This window comes from Streptomyces sp. NPDC048623 (genome assembly GCF_040650755.1).
Taxonomy (GTDB): domain Bacteria; phylum Actinomycetota; class Actinomycetes; order Streptomycetales; family Streptomycetaceae; genus Streptomyces.
In genome coordinates this window covers 105,986-122,730 of record NZ_JBEZHV010000001.1, presented here as the reverse complement: position 1 = coordinate 122,730, position 16,745 = coordinate 105,986, and the positions used below count along the sequence as shown (strand labels likewise).

18 protein-coding genes are annotated in these 16,745 nt (G+C 73.0%); 8 read left to right on the top strand and 10 right to left on the bottom strand.

Annotation, left to right across the window (positions count from 1 at the left end; translation table 11 throughout):
- Positions 1-23: 23 nt before the first annotated feature.
- The gene (cdgB, locus tag AB0C73_RS00625; protein ID WP_362523032.1) at positions 24-1,673 is read right to left on the bottom strand and encodes a diguanylate cyclase CdgB; all 1,650 of its coding nucleotides are present in this window, start codon (positions 1,671-1,673) and stop codon (positions 24-26) included.
- A 322-nt stretch (positions 1,674-1,995) separates the two neighbouring features.
- Here cdgB and AB0C73_RS00620 point away from each other — a divergent pair, with 322 nt between their 5' ends.
- The gene (locus AB0C73_RS00620; RefSeq protein ID WP_362523030.1) at positions 1,996-2,562 is read left to right on the top strand and encodes a flavin reductase family protein; all 567 of its coding nucleotides are present in this window, start codon (positions 1,996-1,998) and stop codon (positions 2,560-2,562) included.
- Between the two features lie 27 nt (positions 2,563-2,589).
- Here AB0C73_RS00620 and arfB read toward each other — a convergent pair whose 3' ends face one another.
- Complete coding sequence (gene arfB, locus AB0C73_RS00615) at positions 2,590-3,027, bottom strand: alternative ribosome rescue aminoacyl-tRNA hydrolase ArfB (RefSeq protein WP_362523028.1); 438 nt, start codon at positions 3,025-3,027, stop codon at positions 2,590-2,592.
- A gap of 112 nt (positions 3,028-3,139) precedes the next feature.
- Between arfB and AB0C73_RS00610 the strand changes: the two genes are divergently transcribed.
- Both AB0C73_RS00610 and AB0C73_RS00605 read left to right on the top strand, forming a co-directional pair.
- The gene (locus AB0C73_RS00610; RefSeq protein WP_362523027.1) at positions 3,140-3,715 is read left to right on the top strand and encodes a TerD family protein; all 576 of its coding nucleotides are present in this window, start codon (positions 3,140-3,142) and stop codon (positions 3,713-3,715) included.
- Between the two features lie 83 nt (positions 3,716-3,798).
- The gene (locus AB0C73_RS00605) at positions 3,799-4,311 is read left to right on the top strand and encodes a GNAT family N-acetyltransferase (RefSeq protein WP_362523025.1); all 513 of its coding nucleotides are present in this window, start codon (positions 3,799-3,801) and stop codon (positions 4,309-4,311) included.
- A gap of 37 nt (positions 4,312-4,348) precedes the next feature.
- On the opposite strand, the gene AB0C73_RS00600 is transcribed toward AB0C73_RS00605, so the two are convergent.
- Entirely contained in the window at positions 4,349-5,812 is a 1,464-nt protein-coding gene (locus AB0C73_RS00600; RefSeq protein ID WP_362523023.1) for a M1 family metallopeptidase, read from the bottom strand.
- 87 nt (positions 5,813-5,899) lie between these two features.
- Complete coding sequence (locus AB0C73_RS00595) at positions 5,900-6,457, bottom strand: heme-binding protein (RefSeq protein WP_362523021.1); 558 nt, start codon at positions 6,455-6,457, stop codon at positions 5,900-5,902.
- A gap of 212 nt (positions 6,458-6,669) precedes the next feature.
- Here AB0C73_RS00595 and AB0C73_RS00590 point away from each other — a divergent pair, with 212 nt between their 5' ends.
- The 4 genes from AB0C73_RS00590 (at position 6,670) to AB0C73_RS00575 (ending at position 10,454) form a co-directional block, all read left to right on the top strand.
- Positions 6,670-7,878 carry a sensor histidine kinase gene (locus AB0C73_RS00590; protein ID WP_362523019.1) on the top strand — a complete coding sequence of 403 codons (1,209 nt, stop codon included), beginning with the start codon at positions 6,670-6,672 and terminating at the stop codon, positions 7,876-7,878.
- Positions 7,875-8,510: a response regulator transcription factor gene (locus AB0C73_RS00585; RefSeq protein ID WP_362523017.1), complete on the top strand. Its 636-nt coding sequence runs from the start codon at positions 7,875-7,877 to the stop codon at positions 8,508-8,510. Before AB0C73_RS00590 ends, AB0C73_RS00585 begins: the two co-directional genes overlap by 4 nt.
- 129 nt (positions 8,511-8,639) lie before the next feature.
- Positions 8,640-9,917 (top strand): FAD-dependent monooxygenase, encoded by a 1,278-nt coding sequence (locus AB0C73_RS00580; RefSeq protein ID WP_362523015.1) that lies wholly within the window; start codon positions 8,640-8,642, stop codon positions 9,915-9,917.
- A 36-nt stretch (positions 9,918-9,953) separates the two neighbouring features.
- Positions 9,954-10,454, top strand: coding sequence for a hypothetical protein (locus AB0C73_RS00575; protein ID WP_362523014.1), 501 nt, complete (start codon positions 9,954-9,956; stop codon positions 10,452-10,454).
- Here the strand turns inward: AB0C73_RS00575 and AB0C73_RS00570 are convergent.
- From AB0C73_RS00570 to AB0C73_RS00555, 4 genes are all read right to left on the bottom strand, one after another.
- A complete protein-coding gene (locus AB0C73_RS00570) occupies positions 10,451-11,137 on the bottom strand; it encodes a pentapeptide repeat-containing protein (RefSeq protein ID WP_362523012.1) in 687 nt (228 codons plus the stop codon). The two genes, AB0C73_RS00575 and AB0C73_RS00570, sit on opposite strands and share 4 nt — an antisense overlap.
- A gap of 74 nt (positions 11,138-11,211) precedes the next feature.
- Positions 11,212-11,547 carry a hypothetical protein gene (locus tag AB0C73_RS00565; protein ID WP_362523010.1) on the bottom strand — a complete coding sequence of 112 codons (336 nt, stop codon included), beginning with the start codon at positions 11,545-11,547 and terminating at the stop codon, positions 11,212-11,214.
- Positions 11,548-11,556: 9 nt separating this feature from the next.
- Positions 11,557-12,051: a GNAT family N-acetyltransferase gene (locus tag AB0C73_RS00560; RefSeq protein WP_362523008.1), complete on the bottom strand. Its 495-nt coding sequence runs from the start codon at positions 12,049-12,051 to the stop codon at positions 11,557-11,559.
- Between the two features lie 19 nt (positions 12,052-12,070).
- The gene (locus AB0C73_RS00555; protein ID WP_362523006.1) at positions 12,071-12,970 is read right to left on the bottom strand and encodes an aminoglycoside phosphotransferase family protein; all 900 of its coding nucleotides are present in this window, start codon (positions 12,968-12,970) and stop codon (positions 12,071-12,073) included.
- Between the two features lie 76 nt (positions 12,971-13,046).
- Here AB0C73_RS00555 and AB0C73_RS00550 point away from each other — a divergent pair, with 76 nt between their 5' ends.
- Positions 13,047-14,462, top strand: coding sequence for an FAD-dependent oxidoreductase (locus AB0C73_RS00550; protein WP_362523004.1), 1,416 nt, complete (start codon positions 13,047-13,049; stop codon positions 14,460-14,462).
- 24 nt (positions 14,463-14,486) lie between these two features.
- On the opposite strand, the gene AB0C73_RS00545 is transcribed toward AB0C73_RS00550, so the two are convergent.
- Positions 14,487-14,915 carry a hypothetical protein gene (locus tag AB0C73_RS00545; RefSeq protein WP_362523002.1) on the bottom strand — a complete coding sequence of 143 codons (429 nt, stop codon included), beginning with the start codon at positions 14,913-14,915 and terminating at the stop codon, positions 14,487-14,489.
- The gene (locus AB0C73_RS00540) at positions 14,912-16,642 is read right to left on the bottom strand and encodes a right-handed parallel beta-helix repeat-containing protein (RefSeq protein WP_362523000.1); all 1,731 of its coding nucleotides are present in this window, start codon (positions 16,640-16,642) and stop codon (positions 14,912-14,914) included. The genes AB0C73_RS00545 and AB0C73_RS00540 overlap by 4 nt, the downstream gene beginning before the upstream one ends.
- Positions 16,643-16,745 lie beyond the last annotated feature (103 nt).

The window sequence follows — 16,745 nt, the reverse complement described above, 5'->3', positions numbered from 1 at the left end:
CCCAACAGCCGTGTCACCTGCGCCTATCCGGCCCTGCGGTGCACCTTCGAGCGGGACCGTTTCTCGATGTACATCCGCTGGTCGGCGCTGTTCAGGACCTCTTCGACGGTCATGCCGCACTCGGCCCAGCCGATGCCGAAGCTGGCCCCGACCCGTACCGCCCGCCCGTCCACCCGGATCGGCGGGATGATCGCGTTCCGCAGCCGGACCGCGAGGTCGGCGGCGTCGGCCGAGCCCAGGCCGTCGGCGAGGACCACGAACTCGTCGCCGCCGAGCCGGGCCACCGTGTCCCCGTCCCGTACGCCCGTGGTGAGCCGGCGGGCCACCTCGATGAGCACGGCGTCGCCGGTGTGGTGCCCGAAGCGGTCGTTGATCGACTTGAAGCCGTCGAGGTCGCAGAAGAGGACGGCGAGCCCCTTGGTGCCGTCGTCGATGTCGCCGCCGGTGGGGGCGACGCTGTGCACATGCCCGTCGTACGCCCCGGCGGCGCCGGCGGCCGGGGAGAAGCCGAAGCCGTGCTCGTAGTCGTACTCGTCGTAGCCGTACGGCGGCTCGAAGCCGGGGGTGCCCTCGGGGGCGGAGGCGGCGAAGGGGCGCTCGCAGAGCCGGGCGGCGAGCCGGGAGCGCAGCTCGGCGCTGTTGGGGAGACCGGTGAGGGCGTCGTGCGAGGCGCGGTGGGCGAGCTGGAGCTCGTGCCGCTTGCGCTCCTCTATGTCCTCGACGTGGGTGAGGAGGAAGCGGGGGCCGTCGGCGGTGTCGGCGACGACGGAGTTGCGCAGGGACACCCAGACGTACGTGCCGTCCCGGCGGCCCAGGCGCAGCTCGGCACGGCCGCCCTCGGCGGAGGTGCGCAACAGGGTGCCTATGTCCTCGGGGTGGACGAGGTCGGCGAAGCTGTAGCGGCGCATCACGGAGGCGGGGCGGCCGAGGAGGCGGCACAGGGCGTCGTTGGCGCGCAGCAGGCGCCCGTACTGGTCGCCGCCCATCTCGGCGATGGCCATGCCGGACGGCGCGTACTCGAAGGCCTGCCGGAAGGACTCCTCGCTGGCGCGCAGGGCCTGCTGCTCGCGCTCCAGGCGGATGAGGGCGCGCTGCATGTTGGAGCGGAGCCGGGCGTTGCTGATGGCGATGGCGGCCTGCGAGGCGTACATCTGGAGCGCCTCGCGGCCCCAGGGGCCGGGGTGGCGTCCGTTGCGCGGGCGGTCGACGGAGATCACGCCGAGCAGCTCGCGCGCGGAGGCGGAGGTGTACATGGGGGCGTAGAGGCGGTCGTGCGGGTGCCACTCGTCCTCGAAGCGGGGGGCGGGGCCGTCGGTGTGCCACTGCGGGACGTCGTCCTCCAGGAGCACCCAGCCCTCGGAGTGCGGGATGAACCGCAGGTCGCCCCAGGCCTCGCCCATGGAGAGCCGCCGGTCCCAGGAGCTGCGGGAGCCGACCCGGCCGGTGATCAGGGCCTCGGCGGCGGCGCTGCCGGCGAACGCGGAGACGATCAGGTCGCCGTCGGGGCGCACGAGGTTGACGCAGGCCAGCTCATAGTTGAGGCCCGCGACGATGCCGTCGGCGACGGCCTGCACGGTGTCCGCCAGGCTGCGGGCGGTGTTGAGGTCCGCCACGACCTGATGCAGCTGCCGCAGGGTCGCAAGACGGACGTACGGCTCCGACTCGGTCTCCATCGCTCGCTCTCCCCGAGACCTCGACAGCTGACTCCTGGGTTCTCATCGGCTTCATCGGCTTCGTGGTGTGCACTGTCTTTGCCACTGAATCACAGCGAGCTGTGCACCCGGTACACAGGGTCAACAAATACTGCGCTCTGTGACTCAAGTCACAGCATATCGCCGGGGTTTGCAAACGGTACGTGAACGGTGCGGGGCGGGGAGACGAAGGTGGTCCAGGACGGGCGGGTCCTGGGACGGGCGGGTCCTAGGACCGGCGGGGCAGCCCGGCTGGTCCCGGGGCCCGATGCGGCGCGGCGGGCGCCCGGATTAGCGTGCGAGGGTGCTGCAGACGACGCCCACGACGGCTACCACCGCCCTCGACCTGGCCATCCCTCATGCTGAGGGGGTGAGCAACGACGAGTTCAGGGCCGCCATGTCCCGCCTGGCGGCGGGCGTGGTCCTGGTCACGGCCCACGACCCGGAGGACGGCCCGCGCGGCGAGGACGTCGGCATGACCGCCACCGCGTTCCTCTCCGTCTCCCTGGACCCGCCCCTGGTCCTGGTCAGCCTGCGCAACGGCTCCCGGATGGACGACCTGCTCGCCGACGTCCCGGTCTGGGCGGTCTCGCTGCTCGCCGAGAGCCAGCGGCACGTGGCGGGCCGCTTCGCGATGAAGGGCCGCGTCAGCGACCGCCTCCTCTTCGCCGACCTGCCGTACACCCGGGGCGTGCACAGCCCCGCCCCGCTGATCGGCGGCGCGCTCGCGACACTCGAATGCCGCACGGAGAACCGCGTGATCGCGGGCGACCACACACTGGTCATCGGCCGGGTCCTCGCCGCGACCCTGCCCTCGGCGGAGGGCCGCCCCCTGACGTACTTCCGGGGGAGGTACCGGACGCTGGGCTGAGCGCGGCGCGCGGGCCGGCTCGCGCCGTCAGCTCCAGTCGCGGGCCTGGCGGCCGCGCTTCGTCTCCGCGCGCTGCTTCTTCTCCCGCAGGCGGCGCTCGTTGATGCCGCGCGGGATCTTCGTCGGGCGGCGCGGCTTCGGCGGCGGCGCGGTGGCCTCCGCGAGGAGCGCGGCGAGGCGGACGGCGGCCGTCTCCCGGTTGCGCCACTGCGAGCGGTGCTCCGAGGCCCGTACGGTGATCACGCCGTTGACCAGCCGGCTCGCGAGCCGTTCCAGGGCGCGCGCCTTCCAGACCTCGGGCAGCGCCTCGGTCGCCGCCAGGTCGAAGCGCAGCTCCACCTGCGAGTCACTGGTGTTGACGTGCTGCCCGCCCGGCCCCGACGACCGCGAGAAACGCCACATGAGCTCGGCCTCGGGCAGGGAGACGGAGCCACGGATCAGATAGGGACCGGACATGCGTCCCATGGTCCCCGGAGCACGACCCGCCCGTCACCCCCTTTTGGAACCGCCGGGGCTTCTCGTGCGTTAATGCGAGCGACGAGTTCGACACCCGCAGGACCTCAGAAAGGGACTTCCCATGGCTGTAAGCCTCTCCAAGGGCGGCAACGTCTCCCTGACCAAGGAGGCCCCGGGCCTCACCGCCGTCACCGTGGGCCTCGGCTGGGACGTCCGTACGACCACGGGCACGGACTTCGACCTGGACGCCTCCGCCATCGGTGTGGACGCCATGGGCAAGGTCGTCTCCGACGGGCACTTCGTCTTCTTCAACAACAAGTCCACCCCGGACCAGACCATCGTCCACACGGGCGACAACCGCACCGGCGAGGGCGGCGGCGACGACGAGCAGATCAACGTCAACCTGGCGGGCCTCCCGGCCGGTGTCGACAAGATCGTCTTCCCGGTCTCCATCTACGACGCGGTGAACCGCTCGCAGAACTTCGGCCAGGTCCGCAACGCGTACATCCGCATCGTCAACCAGGCCGGCGGCGCCGAGATCGCCCGCTACGACCTGTCGGAGGACGCCGCCGTCGAGACCGCGATGGTCTTCGGCGAGCTCTACCGCAACGGTGCCGAGTGGAAGTTCCGCGCGGTCGGCCAGGGCTACGCCTCCGGCCTGGAGGGCATCGCCCGCGACTTCGGCGTCAACCTCTGACGTACGCGTATCCGCGCGTCCGCGGATCAACGTAGAGCCCCGGAACCCGGCACACCCGGGCGCCGGGGCTCTACGCTTTCCCGATGATCGTCGAACCGCTGACCGCCAAGGACCCGCACGACATCCCCGGCCCGCTGCTCACCGAACTCACCGAGCTGTACGCCTCCAACCGGGAGTTCCAGCAGCTCAGCGGCGACTTCCCGGACCCGGACCGGATCCTGCCCGCGCAGGTCGCCGCCGCCCTCGCCGACGAGCTCGCGCATCCCGACGCCGAGGTGCTGCTCGCCCGCTCCGAGGGACGGCTCGTGGGCATCGCCGTCACCCTCGCCCGCCACCCCGACCCGGCCGAACCCGACCCGTGGCTGGGCCTGCTGATGGTCCATGCGGGCGCGCACCGCGCGGGCTTCGGCCGCCGCCTCGCCGCGTACGTCGAGGAGAGCTTCCGGGCGCGGGGCAGGACCGGGCTGCGGCTCGCCGTACTGGAGAACAACCCGCGCGCGCTGGCCTTCTGGACCTCGCTCGGTTACGAGGAGACCGCGCGCCGCCCGGACCTGGAGCACGGCCGCCCGTGCATCGTGATGCGCAAGGCGCTCTGACGCTCTGACGCTCTGACGCTCTGACTGCCGCGGGAACTCAGGGCGTGGCGGGCAGGGCGGGCTTGCCGTCCCCGTACAGCCAGTCGTCCCACACGCCCGACAGGTCCGCGTCCGTCATCGAGTCCGCGTACGCGATGAAGTCCTTCGTGGTGGCGGTGGCGTGCCGGTACTTCGCGGGCCAGCCGGCCAGGATCTCGTAGAAGGTGTCGTCCCCGGCCTCCTGCCGGATCCGGTGCAGCACCATCGCGCCCCGCTCGTACACGGGCGTGCCGAACAGGTCGCCGGAGGTGGGCGGTTCGGCCGGCGAGTAGGCCCAGGCATCGGCGTTCGCGTACGCCTTCTCGAAGTTCTTCTGCACGGGGACGTGCTCGAAGTCCTCCTGGTACAGCCAGTCGGCGTAGGTCGCGAAGCCCTCGTTGAGCCAGATGTCCTGCCAGGTCGCGGGCGAGACGGAGTCGCCGTACCACTGGTGGGCCAGCTCGTGCACGAGCGTCCCGGCGACGAAGGAGGAGGCGGGGAAGACCGGCCGGGTCTGGGTCTCCAGGGCGTAGCCGACGTCGCCGTCGCGCTCGACGACCGCGCCGGCGGCGGCGAAGGGGTACGGGCCGAAGTTCTCCGCCTGCCATTCGAGGATCTCGGGGATGCGGGCGCGCAGCGCGGCCGTGCGCGCGGCGACCTCCGGGTCAGCGGCGGTGAGCACCGGGACCTTGGCCTGGGGCTGGGGCTGACCCTGGGTCCGGGTCTGGCCCTGGGCCTCGGTCTTGCCGAGGGCGGTCGTGGTGCTCATGTCGTACTTCCCGATCGCGAGCATCGCGAGGTAGCTCGCCATCGGTTCCGCGGCGTGCCAGACGGAGGTGGTGCGGCCGTCGGCCTCCTTGCGCTCGGCGGTGCGCACGCCGTTGGAGAGGGCCGTGAGCCCGGCGGGGACGGTGACCGTGATGTCGTACGCCGCCTTGTCGGAGGGGTGGTGGTTGCCGGGGAACCAGGCCATGGAGCCGGTCGGTTCGCCGAGCGCGAGGGCGCCGTCGGCGGTCTTGAGCCAGCCCTCCTTGGAGCCGTCCGAGTCGGTGATGGTCTCGGGAACGCCGGAGTAGCGCACGACGGCGCGGAACTGCGCCCCCTTGTCGATGTCCTCGCGGGGGCGCAGGGTCAGTTCGTCGCCCGCCCGGTTGACGGCGGCGGGCGCCCCGTCCACGGTGGCGTCGCGCACCGTGAGCCCGGCGAGGTCGAGGTTGAACGCGCTGAGGTCCTGGGTGGCGGTGGCGGTGATCTCGGCGCGTCCGTCGAGGCGGCCGGAGGCGGGGTCGTACGACAGGGTGAGCGCGTAGTGGCGCACGTCGTAGCCGCCGTTGCCGAGCTTGGGGAAGTACGGGTCGCGCAGCCCGGCCGCGCCGGGCGTGCCCTGCACCCCGCCGCCGCTGCCGCCGCTCGTGCAGGCGGCGGCGAGCAGGGCGAGGGCGACGGCCAGGGCGCCGGTCCGGACGCGGTTACGAGTGTTCACGAACCGATCCTAAGCAGACATAAGAAGTCAGACGCGCTCGCAGGAACGCGTGTACGACCGGAAGGAAGGGTTCAGAACCGCCGTGGGTCAGTTGAGGGAGGCCACACCGGCCTGGGCGAACTTCTCGTCCAGGTCGCCGGAGGGCGCACCGGCCACACCGATACCGGCGATCGGGCCGCCGTCGGCGGTCACCGGGGCGCCACCGGCGAGGAAGAGGGTGCCCGGGATGTCCTTCAGGGTCGGGGTGTTGGCCAGCCGGCCGACGAGGACGGAGGTCGGGGCGTTCCAGGACACGGCGGTGTACGCCTTCTTCACGGCCGACTCGTACGACTGCGGGCCCGCGCCGTCGCCGCGCAGCGTCACGATGGTGTTGCCGTTGCGGTCGACCACCGCGACCGACACCCGCTGGTTCTCCTTCTCGGCGGCCTTCAGGCTCGCCTGCGCGGCCTTCGTCGCGGCGTCGATGGTCAGGTGCGTGGTCTGGCGCAGGTTGTCGTTCTCGGCGTCGGCCTTGGCGACGGCCGCGGCGGGGGCGGCGGCGGGGGCGGCCTGCGGCGCGGAGGAGGCGTTCGCGGAGACGGCGCCGAAGGTGCCGGCGGCGAGGACGACGGCCGCGGTGGTGCCGAGGAGGAACTTCTTCTTCATGGCGGGCTCCTGAGGGGATCGTGAGGCGTTCGCTCTGCATCGATCCTCCGGCCGGAACCGGCGCCCGCCGGTCCGCGTTCCGGCTGCCGTCGGCGCGCATAGTGGACGACAGGGAGGTCAGCCGATCGGTTGATGCCGCCCTGGTCCCGCCGGGCCAGGATGGATACGTATCCCCAGGTCAGGTGCTACACGGAACACGGAACAGGTGGACGATGGACCGGACGACGGACCGGACGACGGACCGGGACGTGCGGGACCCGGACGCCCGCTGGACGGCGCGGGTCATGCACGTCGCCTTCTTCCTCCTCCTCGGCGCCTCGCTCGCCCGCTTCCTGCTGCGCCACCCCTGGGAGGAGCGCAGCCCCTGGATCGTCGCGCTCTCCGGCGCGCTCGCGTCCCTCTACCTCCTCGGCCCGGTCCTCGGCACCCGCGCCACCCCGCGCCGGATCGCCTGGCTCGGCACGGTCGTCGCCGTCTGGATGGTCCTCGTCGTGCTCGCGCCGAGCTTCGCGTGGTGCGCGGTGCCGCTGTTCTACACGGGCCTGCGCACCCTGCCGTCGCGCGCCGCCCTCGGCCTGGTCGCCCTGCTCACCGCGTTCGTCGTGATCGCGCAGGTGCAGCTCTCGCACGGCGGCTTCGACCCGAACCTGGTGATCGCCCCGCCGGCCGTCGCCGCCATCGCGACCGCCGTCTTCGTGCACGCCGAGCGGCAGGCCGAGCGGCAGCGGGCGCTCATCGACGACCTCATCCGCACCCGCCGCGAGCTGGCCGCGACCGAGCGCCGCGAGGGCACGCTCGCCGAGCGCCAGCGGCTCTCGATGGAGATCCACGACACCCTCGCGCAGGGCCTGTCCAGCCAGCAGATGCTGCTCCAGGCCGCCGACCGCACCTGGGACAGCGACCCGGCCACCGCCCGCCGCCATGTCCGTACGGCCGAGTCGATCGCCGACCGGAACCTCGCCGAGGCCCGCCGCTTCGTGCACGACCTGGCCCCGGCCGACCTCGCCGAGGGCGGCGGCCTGGAGGAGGCGCTGCGCGGGCTCGCCACCCGCGAGACCGGCGCCGGCCTGGAGGTGCGCTGCCATGTCGACGGCACGCCGGACCGGCCGCTGCCCGACCGCGTCCAGTCGGCGCTGCTGCGCATCGCCCAGGGCGCCCTCGCGAACATCCGCGAGCACGCCGGTGCCACCTCGGCCGCGCTCACCCTCACGTACCTCGACGACCAGGTCGTCCTGGACGTCGCCGACGACGGCCGCGGCTTCGACCCGGCGGCCTCGCGCGCGGACGCCGGGGTGCGCGGCCACGGCCTCCCCGCGATGCGGGTGCGCGCGCAGCAGCTGGGCGGCACGCTGACGATCGAGTCCACCCCGGGCGAGGGCACCGTGCTCTCCGCCGCGATCCCGCTGGAGGTACGACAGTGAGCGCGCCCGCAGCGCCCGTACGCATCCTGCTCTGCGACGACCACGCCGTCGTACGCGCCGGGCTGCTCGCCCTGCTCGCCAGCGCGCCCGGCATCGAGGTGGTCGGGGAGGCCGGCAGCGGCGAGGAGGCGGTCGCGATGGCCGCGCACCTGCGCCCGGACGTGGTCCTGATGGACCTCCAGCTCGGCCCGGGCATCGACGGCATCGAGGCCACCCGGCGGATCGCGCCGACCGGGACCCACGTCCTGGTCCTCACCACGTACGACACGGACGCGGACATCACCCGCGCGATCGAGGCGGGCGCGACCGGCTATCTCCTGAAGGCCGAGCGCCCGGAGGAGCTGTTCGCCGCGATCCACTCGGCCGCGCAGGGCCGCACGACCCTGTCGCCGCCGGTCGCGAGCCGGGTCATGGACCGGATGCGCGGCGCGGCCCGGCCCACGCTGACCGACCGCGAGCGCGACATCCTCGGGCAGCTGGCGCACGGCCTCGGCAACCGCGAGATCGCCCGCGCGCTGTTCATCAGCGAGGCGACGGTGAAGACCCACCTGGGCCGGATCTACGCGAAGCTCGGCGTCGACACGCGGGCGGGCGCGGTGGCGGTGGCGAAGGAGCAGCGGCTGCTGCCGTAGCGGCGACGGCGTCACCCGGGCGGGCGGATCGGGCCCCGCTTCCCACGCTTCACGGCCGGAGCACTGCTACCGTGCGTTGCCGTTCCACCGCACCGTGTCATGTCCGGTGCCATGTTCCGTTCCGTTGCCATGTTCCGTTCCGTGGGAGCGCAAGTGAAGATCACCATCGTCGGCGGCGGGCCCGGCGGCCTGTACTTCTCGATCCTGATGAAGCGCCAGGACCCCTCCCACGAGATCACCGTGTACGAGCGGAACCCGGAGGGCTCCACGTACGGCTGGGGTGTCACCTACTGGGCTGGGCTCCTCGACAAGCTGCGTGTGGGCGACCCGGAGTCGGCGGAGGCCATCGCCGCGGCGTCCGTGACCTGGAACGACGGCGTGGCGATCGTCCGCGACGAGTGGACCGTGCACCGCGGCGACGCCGGCTTCGGCATCGGCCGGCGCCGGATGCTGGCGCTGCTCGCCGACCGGGCCCGCGAGCTGGGCGTCCGCGTCGAGCACGAGCACCCCATCAGCGGCCCCGACGCCCCCGAGCTCGCCGACGCGGATCTCGTCGTGGCGGCGGACGGCGTGAACAGCGTGCTGCGCGAGGCGCACCCGGAGCGCTTCGGCCCGGAGGTCGTCAGCGGCCGCAACCGCTATGTGTGGCTGGGCACGACGAAGGTCTTCGACTCCTTCAGCTTCGCGTTCAAGGAGACCGAGCACGGCTGGATCTGGTGCTACGCGTACGGGTTCAGCGGCGAGCAGTCGACGTGTGTGGTGGAGTGCGGCCCGGAGACGTGGACGGGCCTGGGCCTGGACCGGCTGAACGGGGACGACAGCCTGCGCCTCCTGGAGAAGCTGTTCGCCGACCTGCTCGACGGCGAGCCGCTGATCGGCCGCGAGCAGCACGGCGACGCGGCCCCGGCCCAGTGGCTGAACTTCCGCACCCTGACCAACCGGTCCTGGCACCACGGCAGGATCGCCCTGCTCGGCGACGCCGCCCACACCGCCCACTACTCGATCGGCGCGGGCACCACTCTGGCCCTGGAGGACGCCCTCGGCCTCGCCGCCGCCCTCCGCCACCGCGGCCCCGCCACCGGCACCGGCACCGGCACCGGCACCGGCACCGGCACCGGCCTGGACGCCGCCCTCACGGCGTACGGCCGCCGCCGCCGCGCCGAACTCGTCCCGGCCCTGAGCGCGGCCCGCTACAGCGCCCAGTGGTACGAGAACCTCCCCCGCTACATGCACCTGCCCCCGCACCGGATGTTCGCCCTCCTGGGCCAGCGCCACTCCCCCCTCCTCCCCCACATCCCCCCGCAGCTCTACTACCACCTCGACCGCGCCGCCGATCAGCTCGAACCCCTGCGCCGCCTGAAGCGCTGGCTGGGCCCGAAGGTGGCGAGGGCGGCCCACCGGGGCTGAGGAACCACGGGCGGCGCGGCGTGGGACCATCGACGCGTGCTCGACATCGGCTACTCCCTCTCCCGGCGCTTTCCGGACCCCCCGCAGACCGACTACCGCGCCGCGGACGTCCACGCGCTGCGGCACGACCTGTTCTGCGGTGACGTGTATCTCGCGGACACCGTGAAGGACCAGGAGGTGTCCACAGCCTGGGGATGGGTGCCGGTGCTCGACTTCGCGTGGGCGCTGTGCGACATCGTCGAGCAGCTGGACCGCGACCCGAAGGGCAGCCGCGCCGCCCGGCCCCAGTACGCGGAACTGGACTTCACCGAGTCCTCCGACCGCATGCTGTTCGAGCGGCGCTTCGGGTGGGTGGACGTCGAGGCCGACTGGATGCCGGGCGACGAGCCGCCGCTCACCTTCAACCACGCCGAACTGCGCCGCGAGGCCCGCGACTTCCTGCACGACCTGATCGCCGACCTCACCGACATGCACGAGGGCCTCGCGGACAACCCGCTGGTCTGGGACCTCCAGGCCCGCTTCCCGCGCCTTCCTTAGGAAGCGTCTTCCACCCGCACCCCCAGCTGCGCCGCGAACACCGGCGCCAGGTCGAGCAGCTGCGCCGTGGAGATCACCGCCCCCGCCAGGGCGTCCACCCCGCGGGCGATCTCGATCCGCTGGACGGTGCGGAGGTCGACGTCCTTCAGCCGCGCCCCGCTGAAGTCGGCCCGCGTCACCACACAGTCCCGGAACTCCACCCGCTCCAGGACCGCCCCGCCGAAGTCCGGCTCGTCGAGCACGCACCCGTCAAAGACGACGTCCTTCAGCTTCGCCGTCCGCAGATTCAGGTAGTCGATCTTCCCCCCTCTCACCCGCACCCGCTCGAACACCGCCCCGTGCAGCTGCGCCCCGCCGAGCCGCGCGTCCACCAGCTCCACGTCCCGCAGCTGCGCCCCCGCGAGATCGGTGCCCACCCCCCGTACCCCCGTAAGGACCGAGTCCAGGACGCGCGCCGCCGTGAGCCTGGTCCCGTCGAGCCCGCAGTCACGCAGCGCGCAGTCCAGGAAACGCGCCCCGGCCCCGTCCTGGCCGGCCAGGTCCAGGCCGGCCAGCTCCAGGCCGTCGTAGTCCCCGTCGGGCTCCAGACCGCCCTCGTAGGGCTCCAGCGGAGGCAGCACGACCTCCGGCTCGCGCGGCTTGGCGACGCTCCCCCGCTGACTCTTCCTCTTCATGTCACCCATCGTGACGCACGCCACTGACAGTCCCCTGCCGGAGCCGTCGGGCGTCGGCGTGCGTCGGCGTGCGTCGGCGTGTGTCAGATCCCGAGGACGTCCCAGGAGTGCCCCTTGAACTCCTTCAGGAAGTCGGGGTGGTCCTCCCACATACGCGCGATGGAACGCAGCACGTCCCAGTTGTGCTCAAGTGCCTGGTCCACGACCTGCCGCAGCTCCGGCGCCGAAGCCCGCTTCTCCAGCAGCCCGTTGACCGCCGACGCCGCCTGCACGGTGTAGCGGAGCGCGCGCAGCGCCCGTGAGGTGTCGTCCATGCCGAACCCGTGGTCGCTGCCGTTCTCGGGGTCGAAGAGCGGAGTGAGCCGCGCCTCGACGAAGCCGGTGATGTGCTCGAACCGCTGCTGAATGTCCTTGTCCATGCCCCCTTCCTACACTCCCCGGACCGGCGCCCCCGAACCCAGCGACTTCAGCGCCCCGTCCGTGAGCCGGTAGACCGTCCATTCGTCCTGGGGACGGGCGCCCAGGGACTCGTAGAAGGCGATCGAGGGCGTGTTCCAGTTGAGGACGGACCACTCCAGGCGCTCGTAGCCGCGGTCCACACAGATCCGGGCCAGCTCCGTGAGGAGGGCCTTGCCGTGGCCGCCGCCGCGGAGTTCGGGGCGGACGTAGAGGTCTTCGAGGTAGATGCCGTGGACACCGCGCCAGGTGGAGAAGTTGAGGAACCAGAGGGCGAAGCCGGCGACCTCGCCGGTGTCGTCGGTCTCGGCGATGTGGGCGAAGGCGGCCGGGCGGTCGCCGAACAGGGCCTCGTGGAGCTGGTCGGGGGTGGCGCGGACCTCGTCGAGGGCCTTCTCGTACTCCGCGAGGTCGCGGACCATACGGTGGATGGCGGGGACGTCGGCGGGCGTGGCGGTGCGGATCATGAGGCCAGAGTGCACCCCGTCAGGGGCGTCTGGCCAGCAGGTTCCGCGCGATGGACACCTGGTCCGGGTGCAGGGCGGGCGCGCCATCCGACACCGTCCACAGGGCGTTCTGGAGGAAGCGGGCCAGCGTCCAGGCCCTGGCCCGGCCCCGGTCGAGGCCGAGCCGCTCCGTCAGGAGGTCGAAGCGCCACAGGGTCTCCGCCGGGTCCGGGTCCCACCGGTTGACGAGGGCCGGGAACAGTTCGAAGCCCGGGTCGCCGGCGAGCGGCTTCGGGTCGATGGCCAGCCACGGCTCGCGCTCGGCGGCCAGGATGTTGTCGTAGTGCAGGTCCCAGTGCAGCAGCCGGTCGCCGGGCTCGCCCATGACCTCCCGTACCGCCGCCGCGCAGTCCGCGAGCAGCGCCGCGTCCTCCCGGTCCGCGAGCCGGGCCGCCGCGGCGGGCGTACGGTCCACCATCCGGGCCGCCGCGTCGCCGAGCCGCCGAAGGCCGGGCGGCGCGGGCACGGCGACAAGGCGCGCCAGCAGATCCGCCAGGATCCCGACCGCCTCCCGCGCCTCCGCCACCCGCGACAAGTGCCGCCCCTCATCGGCCCGTTCGAGCAGCATCGTGCCCGTCCCCGCGTCGTGCTCCAGGAGCCGTACCGCCCCGTCCCCCGCCCACGCCCGCAGCGCCACCGGCTCGCCCTCGGTCTCCGCGTCGAGGAGCTGGAGCTTCAGGGCCGCCGGGACGCCGTCCCGCGCCACCGCCACGGGCAGCACGAGCGAGGCGACCCCGTGCATCGACGGGCCGGTCACCCGCAGCCCCCACCGGTCCAGGAACTCCTCCGCCCTGCCGGGCAGGGCCGCGATGAAGGCCCGCCCCGCCGCCCCGTTGTACCTCGCCTGCGACGCCGCCAGTTCCGCCGGGATCTCGATCATCCACCGACCCTAGAACCCTGGATCGCCCGCGTCGCCCCCGGTAACCTCCCGCGCACGACCCGGAAGAGGGATACACATGAGCACGACCAGCCAGCTCAGCACGGTGAACGGCGGCATTTCCTTCTGGTACGCGCAGGAGGGCGGCGCCCCCGCCCCCGTACCGCGCGAGCCGCTCCCCGGCGACCGGACGGCCGACGTCTGCATCGTCGGCGGCGGCTACACCGGCCTGTGGACCGCCTACTACCTCAAGAAGGCCGTCCCCTTCCTCGACATCACCGTCCTGGAGTCCGCGTTCTGCGGCTACGGCGCCTCCGGCCGCAACGGCGGCTGGCTCTACAACGGCATCGCCGGCCGCGACCGCTACGCCAAGGAGCACGGCCACGAGGCCGCCGTACGCCTCCAGCACGCCATGAACGACACCGTCACCGAGGTCATCGACGTCTGCGCCGCCGAGGGCATCGACGCCGACCTGCACCGCGGCGGCGTCCTGGAGGTCGCCACCTCCCCCGCCCAGCTCGCCCGCCTCAAGGACTTCCACGCCGTCGAGCTCGCCTTCGGCGAGAAGGACCGCGAGCTGTACGGCGCCCGCGAGACCGCCGAACGCATCCGCGTCGCCGGTGCCGTCGGCTCCTCCTGGACCCCGCACGGCGCCCGCCTCCAGCCGGTCAAGCTGGTCAGGGGCCTGGCCGCCGCCGTCGAGGCGCTCGGCGTCACCATCCACGAGTCCACCCCGGTCACCGAGATCCGCCCCAAGCACGCCGTCACCCCGTACGGCACCGTCCGCGCCCCGTACGTACTGCGCTGCACCGAGGGCTTCACGGCCTCCCTCGCCGGCCAGCGCCGCACCTGGCTCCCGATGAACTCCTCCATGATCGCCACCGAGCCGCTCACCGACGCCCAGTGGGAGTCGATCGGCTGGGACGGCCTGGAGACCCTCGGCGACATGGCGCACGCCTACATGTACGCCCAGCGCACCGCCGACGGCCGGATCGCGCTCGGCGGGCGCGGCGTTCCGTACCGCTACGGCTCCAGGACCGACAACGACGGCCGCACCCAGCCGCAGACCGTCGAGGCGCTGCGCGAGATCCTGGTCCGCTTCTTCCCGCAGCTCGCGGGGGTACGGGTGGCCCACGCCTGGTCCGGCGTCCTCGGCGTGCCGCGCGACTGGTGCGCCACCGTGACCCTCGACCGCTCCACGGGCCTGGGCTGGGCGGGCGGTTACGTCGGCTCCGGCGTCGCCACCACCAACCTCGCCGCCCGCACCCTGCGCGACCTCATCCAGCAGGACTCCGGCCAGTCGGGCCCCACCGACCTCACCGCGCTGCCCTGGGTCAACCACCGGGTGCGCAAGTGGGAGCCGGAGCCGCTGCGCTGGCTCGGCGTGCAGACCATGTACGCGGCCTTCCGCGCCGCCGACCGCCGCGAGTCCCGGGCCCGCACCACCGCCACCGACCGCATCGCGGTCGTCGCCAACCGCCTCAGCGGCCGGTAGCCGGTAGCCGGGGCGGCGTCGCCGTCACATCGCGGTGAGGCTCGCTATCGCGTCCTGCGCCCACTGCTGCGACCCCGCCGTCGCCCCGGCCGCCACCCCCGTGGCGACCGGGGCGAGCGCGCCCCGCAGCAGGGTGAGGGCGCGGCGCAGCCGGCCCGGCTCGGGCGCCTCCGTACCGCTGATCGTGTCCAGGACCTCGTTGGCCGCGGCCTCGGTGTCCTCGCGCTCCGGCTCGCCGAGCCCCTGCTCGGGCAGTCGCCGCAGCAACTCCCGTACGAGCTCGGCGAGCTCGGCGTGGCCGGGGGCGACCTCCGTGGCCGTGTGGTTGATCTGGTTCTGGGTGACCTGCTCGTTGCCGACGGCGATCTGGGAGCCGGACACCGCCCCGTGGATGTGAAGCCCGGGCGTCTGATGCGCCGGGGTGCCCGGGGTGCCGTGCTGGGATTCGTTCATGCGGAAGATCCGTCCTCGTCGGTGTGTCGTGGGCTGACGCTCTGGTTCATCTCGACCCGCTCGTTGCCCACGGCGATCTGGGCATCCCTCACACCACCGTGCACCGTCACGTGGTTGTTGTAGGTGACGTGCGTGGGCGGCGCCGGGTTCTCCTTCTCCACCCACTCCTTCACCGGCAGCGAGCTCTCCAACGCCACCAGCGACACCAGCCCGTTGTGCCACACCCCCACCCCGCGCGTACCGGAGACGGTGCACCCCACGAGGCGCCCGCCCACCTCCCCCCTGAGGAACACACCCGCCAGCTCGCAGTCGGCGAACTCGCTCTCGGAGACGTCCACGCGGGCGTTGTCCTGGCCGAAGAGGCCGCTCGCCGCCGAGCCGTCCACCCTCAGCCCTCGGGCGACCAGGCGCCCCTTCCCGAGCGCCGCCGCCCCGCCCGAGTCCGCCCCGCGCACGTCGCACTCCGTGATGAACAACTGCCCCTGCTTCGCGACGCCGAAGCCCACGGCGCCGCGCTCGGCGGTGACGTGACGCAGCGTCACACGCGACTGGCCGAGCACTTCCACGGCGGACATGGAGAAGTCCTCGAACACGCCGCCCTCGACCTCGGCGGTCGTGCCCGGGTCGCCACGCGTCTCCAGATGGGTCGGGCAGCGCTCCACCCGCACGTCCTGGAAGACGGCCTTGCCGCCCTCGTACGCCCGGAGCGCGACGCTCGTCAGATCCGCCACCCGGACCCGGGTGAAGCGGCCCCGGGAGCCGGTGCCCTCGACGACGACACCGACATTGCCGTGCACCACGCGCAGCCCGTGCACCTCCGGGCGGCCGCCCCCGAGTACGAACACGGCGATGTTGCCGGCCTCGGCGACCTCGCACTCCTCGAACCGGCCGCGCCCGGCCCGTACGTTGATCCCGGTGTCCCGACAGCCGGTGAAGACACAGCCGCGCACCACCGGGTCGGAGCCGTCCCCGACCGCGATGCCGTGCTCCGAGCCCGTGACCCGGACCCCGTCCACGGTGCCGCGGGACTGCTCGATGAACCCGATGCCCTCCGCACCCGCGTCGGCGATGGTGCAGTCGGCGACCGCGAGCCACGCCTGCGTGTCCGCGAACAGTGCGGCCGAGCCGCTCCCGGTGAACTCACAGCCGACGCACTCGACATGCGCGCCCCTGACCCGTATCCCATGGAACCGGGCCCCGGCGAAGCGGCTGTCCCGCACGGTCACCCGGGCACCCTCGACCACGGCAAGCGCGTTGTCGGCGGCGTCGTAGAGACCGCACCGCTCCACCAGACCGCCGGCCCCGGCGAACACCAACCGCCCCTGCCGCACGACGGTGTCCCGCAACGTGACCGCCGTACCGCGCACCGCGTGCACGGCGACGGCCTGAGGCGCCCGGATCTCCCCCTGCTCCACGGTCAGCGTGCCCGCCCCGCAGCGCACCACATCCCCGTCGCGCCCCTCGATGACGAGCCCCCGCACCCGCACCGCCCCGCCGGCATCGAGCACGGTGCCACCTGGAGCACTCACCACCACCGAGCCGGGCTCGCCCCGCGCCACCAGCTCGACCTCGCCGCCGACCACCAGCGGCGCCCGCACCTCGTAGTGCCCGGGCTCGATCTCGATCCGCGCAGACCGTCCCCGCCGGGCCGCCTCAGCGACCGCGGACCCTATGTCCGCGTAAGTCCGCCACCCCCCGCGCGGCGAAACGACATACCTGACAGCCACTCGCACCTCCCCCGATGCTCCCTGGCGATCCCCTGCAATCCCAACCTGCCCACCAGCTTAGGCGGTTGCACTGACACTCCCCCGTCCCGAAAGGCACCCCCGA

Bases quoted from the DNA above. Each gene is read 5' to 3' on its own strand.
- cdgB (WP_362523032.1), bottom strand. From the start codon at position 1,673: ATGGAGACCGAGTCGGAGCCGTACGTCCGTCTTGCGACCCTGCGGCAG.
- arfB (WP_362523028.1), bottom strand. From the start codon at position 3,027: ATGGGACGCATGTCCGGTCCCTATCTGATCCGTGGCTCCGTCTCCCTG.
- AB0C73_RS00610 (WP_362523027.1), top strand. From the start codon at position 3,140: ATGGCTGTAAGCCTCTCCAAGGGCGGCAACGTCTCCCTGACCAAGGAG.
- AB0C73_RS00605 (WP_362523025.1), top strand. From the start codon at position 3,799: ATGATCGTCGAACCGCTGACCGCCAAGGACCCGCACGACATCCCCGGC.
- AB0C73_RS00595 (WP_362523021.1), bottom strand. From the start codon at position 6,457: ATGAAGAAGAAGTTCCTCCTCGGCACCACCGCGGCCGTCGTCCTCGCC.
- AB0C73_RS00590 (WP_362523019.1), top strand. From the start codon at position 6,670: ATGGACCGGACGACGGACCGGACGACGGACCGGGACGTGCGGGACCCG.
- AB0C73_RS00580 (WP_362523015.1), top strand. From the start codon at position 8,640: ATGTTCCGTTCCGTGGGAGCGCAAGTGAAGATCACCATCGTCGGCGGC.
- AB0C73_RS00570 (WP_362523012.1), bottom strand. From the start codon at position 11,137: ATGGGTGACATGAAGAGGAAGAGTCAGCGGGGGAGCGTCGCCAAGCCG.
- AB0C73_RS00565 (WP_362523010.1), bottom strand. From the start codon at position 11,547: ATGGACAAGGACATTCAGCAGCGGTTCGAGCACATCACCGGCTTCGTC.
- AB0C73_RS00560 (WP_362523008.1), bottom strand. From the start codon at position 12,051: ATGATCCGCACCGCCACGCCCGCCGACGTCCCCGCCATCCACCGTATG.
- AB0C73_RS00555 (WP_362523006.1), bottom strand. From the start codon at position 12,970: ATGATCGAGATCCCGGCGGAACTGGCGGCGTCGCAGGCGAGGTACAAC.
- AB0C73_RS00550 (WP_362523004.1), top strand. From the start codon at position 13,047: ATGAGCACGACCAGCCAGCTCAGCACGGTGAACGGCGGCATTTCCTTC.
- AB0C73_RS00545 (WP_362523002.1), bottom strand. From the start codon at position 14,915: ATGAACGAATCCCAGCACGGCACCCCGGGCACCCCGGCGCATCAGACG.